Origin of the sequence: Bacillus sp. AP50 (genome assembly GCF_040492675.1) — a bacterium.
In the GTDB taxonomy this organism is placed as follows: domain Bacteria; phylum Bacillota; class Bacilli; order Bacillales; family Bacillaceae_G; genus Bacillus_A; species Bacillus_A cereus.
In genome coordinates, this window is the sequence record NZ_JBEUTW010000089.1 from 1 (window position 1) to 3,982 (window position 3,982).

Consider the following 3,982-nt stretch of genomic DNA (forward strand, 5'->3'; position numbering starts at 1 on the left):
GCTGAAATTTTTCAATATTTTGTTCACTTAGACTCTGTACGAATTCAACTTTTAAATTATAATCCTGCACATGTAATTGAAAATGTTGTTGCAATAATTGTTTTAATTCGGGATCTTGTGCCTGCTTAATGTATGTACTCATCGTATTAATTGTATTGTAACAACCAGCAATTAATTCACTTAAATCACGTAATTCATGTGTAGCTAATTGCATATTTTATTCCTCCTTTTTCATATCAATTCTATGTTTTACTAAAACAATAGAAATTATGATTAAAACAAAAATAAATTTTTATGAATACATATTTTTCATAAATTTAAATTGATAGTAAAAAATCTTAGATTGATAATGATGTGCTCCTAAGGAAACTTGTAGTCTAAATAATAGCCATTCTCATGCGTTATTGAAGTGATTTATAAATGGGGTCGCACCACACATCCATCAACCTAACAGCACAGGTTGCCCCCAAAACGGTAAAAATGAACTTCATTGCTATAAAAGACTCTAATTTTGCTATAAAAGACTCTAATTTTTCGTTTTGGGGGCATTATAAAATTTTAACTTGATGGTGATGGGGTACCGCCAGCATCTCGGAAAAAACCATGCTAAGAGCATGCAAGATTTTATACATTTTTTCGGCTCATTTAGTAACAAAGGAGAACCTGAAAACCGCACCATGATAGAAATATATATAAATATGAATAGGGTATAGAAAAAGGTGAATTCCTCTTGAAAGTAGGGGTTCGCCTTTTTCTTTGCTACCAATAATAGGACGTTATGTTAACTTAACTTGTATACAATATACAAGTTAAATCACAAAACATATTAGTTCTTCTAAATGGTACAATAAGGAAAAAAGGGGTTCTAAATAATGCCTTTAGAAACGACTATTTTTTGCATCATTATTGCAATAATCATTGGTGCACTATTTGGAGGAATTACACGTATAATTCAGCGTAACAGTAATCAAAAGAAACAAAATCAAGTTGAGCAAAAATTAGATAGAGTTATTCAACTGTTAGAAAAACAAAACAAAGATTGACCTTACCTCCAAACAGAAGTGGTTTGCTATAAAAAACATTAATAGGAGCTAAAACATGAATTTTACAGAGAAAGAAATTAAGAAAACCAAACAAAAAGTGTTAATTATATTATTTTGTATAGCTGGTTTGTTCGTATACGGAGTTTATTGGGCATTCTTCAGTATGGATCGACTACCTACAGGTGAAAAGATTGCTGAAAAACAATCTCCTGACGGAACATATACATTTAAAGCTTATGTAACAAATGGCGGAGCAACAACAAGTTTTGCTGTTAGGGGAGAGTTAGTATTTAATCATCGTGAATATTTTAAGACAAAGAATGTGTATTGGAATTACCGAGAAGATACGGCAAAGATTGTATGGAAAGACAATGATACAGTAATCATTAACGGACATATGTTAAATGTTCCTGAGGATACATACGATTTCAGAAACGAATAACTGTAGACTTATAGATACATTGACTACCGTTAACGAATTTTACGTAAACTAGCCTCTCTTGTAGGAGCCAGTTTTTTTTTAGTATGGATTTTTTCCAAAATGCTGGCGATATCCCAACAAGGCTATTAAAAAAAGGGCTTATATGAATATCAATCTCCTTTAATTATGTATAATTATTTCACTGCTTCTTTTAATTCTTTTCCAGCTTTAAAAGCAGATGCCTTTGAAGCGGCGATTTGCATTTCTTCACCTTTTGTGGGTTATGTCCTGTACGTACAGATTGTTCACGTACTTCAAATGTACCAAAACCAAGAATTTGTACTTTTTCTCCATTTGCTAGCGCATTTGTTATTGTATCTAAAACAGTTTGTGTTGCTGCAACTGGATCCTTTTGTATAAGTTCCGTTTTTTCTGCTACTACTTTTGTTAATTCTGTCTTATTTATTTTTTGCACCTCTTCATATGTAATTAGGTGACTATTATAATGTGTGTATAATATTATGCATAGAAAAAGTACTAGCAAGAGATAAGGGACAATTTCTGTATGGTAGTAAGAAGAAAAATCTGTTAATGAAACTTCAGGGTTTTAGCTTGATGGGCATAGGTTAGTGTCAAGAAAATGCGGATTTACAGCGTTAAAGAAATTTCAATATTAAAAAGCCTAACTTCTCAATTTAATATGAAGAAATTAGGCTTTTTTCATTTAGTGGTGAAACCCATTATCACATTTCGTATCATGTGGCATAGGTCCGTCAAGGGAATCCAGAAAGGAAACGGTCTGTTTGAGGTTCCTCAAAAATAAATGTGCAAGATCCATGGAAAATCCATTTCGAACCACAACGCGCATAATCGTCACCGCTTCCATATCTGGAGGCAATGGGTAGGCAGGTACTTGCCAGCCGAACACACGCAATTGTCGAGATAAATCATAAAGATTCCAATTTGATGTGTAACCTTCTTTTAGTCGCCAAGCGAAAACCGGAATATCCGAACCATCGGACAAAAGTTCGAACGGTTCCATCTTCTGAATGGCTTTGCTAAGAAAAAGAGCGACTTTCTGGGAAGCCCTTTGTACATCATAGTACCCACTTTTTCCTAGACGCAGGTAATTGTAATATTGTAGGAGCACTTGTGCACCAGGACGAGAGAAATTCAGGGCAAAGGTCGGCATGTTCCCGCCTAAATAGGAGACACGGAAGATTAGATCCTCAGGGAGATCTTCAGCTTCCCGCCAAATTATCCAACCCAATCCAGGATAGACTAATCCATATTTATGTCCGGATACATTGATGGACTTCACCCTCGGTAATTGAAAATCCCAGACTAAATCTGGTTGAAGAAACGGTGCTATAAATCCTCCCGAAGCTGCATCCACATGCATGGGAATGTCAAGACCCGTCCTCGCCTGTAAATCATCCAACGCTTTCGCAATTGTGGCAACCGGTTCGTAAAGACCGGTATAAGTTTCACCGAGAATCGGTACCACACCAATCGTATTTTCATCCACGGCTGCGAGGACTCCCTGAGGATCCAATTGGGGATGTTCTGGGCTAATCTTCACATAGCGTGGTTCAACCTCCCAATAATTCGCGAATTTTTCCCAAACGACCTGAACAGCCGAACTAAACACAATATTGGGACGATCCACTGGCTTCCCTTCGTTTTTACGTGCATTTTGCCAGCGTCGCTTTAAAGCAAGTCCACCGAGCATACATGCTTCCGACGATCCAGTTGTTGAAACGCCCATAGTTGTAAGGGGGCTGGGCGAATGCCAGAGGTTGGCTAAGATGCGGACACACCGCTCCTCAATTTCAGCTGTCTGTGGATATTCGTCCTTGTCAATCATGTTCTTGTTGAATGATTTTGCATATAATTGCTCTGCGGCAGGCTCCATCCATGTGCTAACGAATGTTGCAAGATTCAGGCGGGCGTTTCCATCAAGAGCAATTTCATCATGGACGATTTGATACGCTGTTTCTGGTAACATACCTTTATCAGGAATATGAAAGCGCGGAACGACGGATTCTCCTTCGCGGGCAAACAGAGGATTTACAGAAAATTCGTGAGGCAGCTCTTTTTGCATGTGACGCGGTAGAGATTGTGAATTATCTGGCATAATCTCTTTTCTTTCATATGCATCCTTTTGAACTTTTGCTTTTCGATCCTGTGGCATACAAGTCCCCCTTAATTAATTTTTTAACAAACATATTATTTACAAAAACTCATTTGTTAAAACAAGGGACAATTCTATTGAATAATTCACCATACTACCTACTTTAGCTTGGTTTTCGCAACTTCAGTAAGTGTGGGGTGATAGAACGTTGAAGATTTTACGGTTGCAACGTTTTTCTGCAACCAACCTCATATCCTCAGTTTTCGAAGAGCAATCTGTACAAGTAAATGATAGCAAACATGTTGGCCTATGCCAACTGACATGAATCTCCCACGTACTCACTTCGCGTTCCTTAAGGAAGGAGTCTTCTTGGCTAAAATGATA

4 protein-coding genes and 1 pseudogene are annotated in these 3,982 nt (G+C 37.1%); 2 read left to right on the top strand and 3 right to left on the bottom strand.

Annotated features, from left to right (window positions below; genetic code table 11):
• Nucleotides 1–214 (bottom strand): annotated as a pseudogene (locus ABWK52_RS08320) (spore coat protein); the annotation flags it as partial.
• Nucleotides 215–872: 658 nt separating this feature from the next.
• Here ABWK52_RS08320 and ABWK52_RS08325 point away from each other — a divergent pair.
• Nucleotides 873–1,043, top strand: coding sequence for a DUF4083 family protein (locus ABWK52_RS08325; RefSeq protein ID WP_098541672.1), 171 nt, complete (start codon nucleotides 873–875; stop codon nucleotides 1,041–1,043).
• Nucleotides 1,044–1,098: 55 nt separating this feature from the next.
• Nucleotides 1,099–1,485 carry a DUF5412 domain-containing protein gene (locus tag ABWK52_RS08330; RefSeq protein WP_044585223.1) on the top strand — a complete coding sequence of 129 codons (387 nt, stop codon included), beginning with the start codon at nucleotides 1,099–1,101 and terminating at the stop codon, nucleotides 1,483–1,485.
• Between the two features lie 190 nt (nucleotides 1,486–1,675).
• Here the strand turns inward: ABWK52_RS08330 and ABWK52_RS08335 are convergent, their stop codons facing one another.
• Together ABWK52_RS08335 and ABWK52_RS08340 are read right to left on the bottom strand one after the other, a co-directional pair.
• The gene (locus ABWK52_RS08335) at nucleotides 1,676–1,939 is read right to left on the bottom strand and encodes an HU family DNA-binding protein (RefSeq protein WP_353771915.1); all 264 of its coding nucleotides are present in this window, start codon (nucleotides 1,937–1,939) and stop codon (nucleotides 1,676–1,678) included.
• 249 nt (nucleotides 1,940–2,188) lie between these two features.
• Nucleotides 2,189–3,658, bottom strand: a complete 1,470-nt coding sequence (locus ABWK52_RS08340) for a glutamate decarboxylase (RefSeq protein WP_086423435.1) — start codon at nucleotides 3,656–3,658, stop codon at nucleotides 2,189–2,191.
• Nucleotides 3,659–3,982: the final 324 nt, after the last annotated feature.

What these genes read in the sequence shown, in the direction of transcription:
- ABWK52_RS08325 (WP_098541672.1), top strand. Translation starts at nt 873, where the DNA reads ATGCCTTTAGAAACGACTATTTTTTGCATCATTATTGCAATAATCATT.
- ABWK52_RS08330 (WP_044585223.1), top strand. Translation starts at nt 1,099, where the DNA reads ATGAATTTTACAGAGAAAGAAATTAAGAAAACCAAACAAAAAGTGTTA.
- ABWK52_RS08340 (WP_086423435.1), bottom strand. Translation starts at nt 3,658, where the DNA reads ATGCCACAGGATCGAAAAGCAAAAGTTCAAAAGGATGCATATGAAAGA.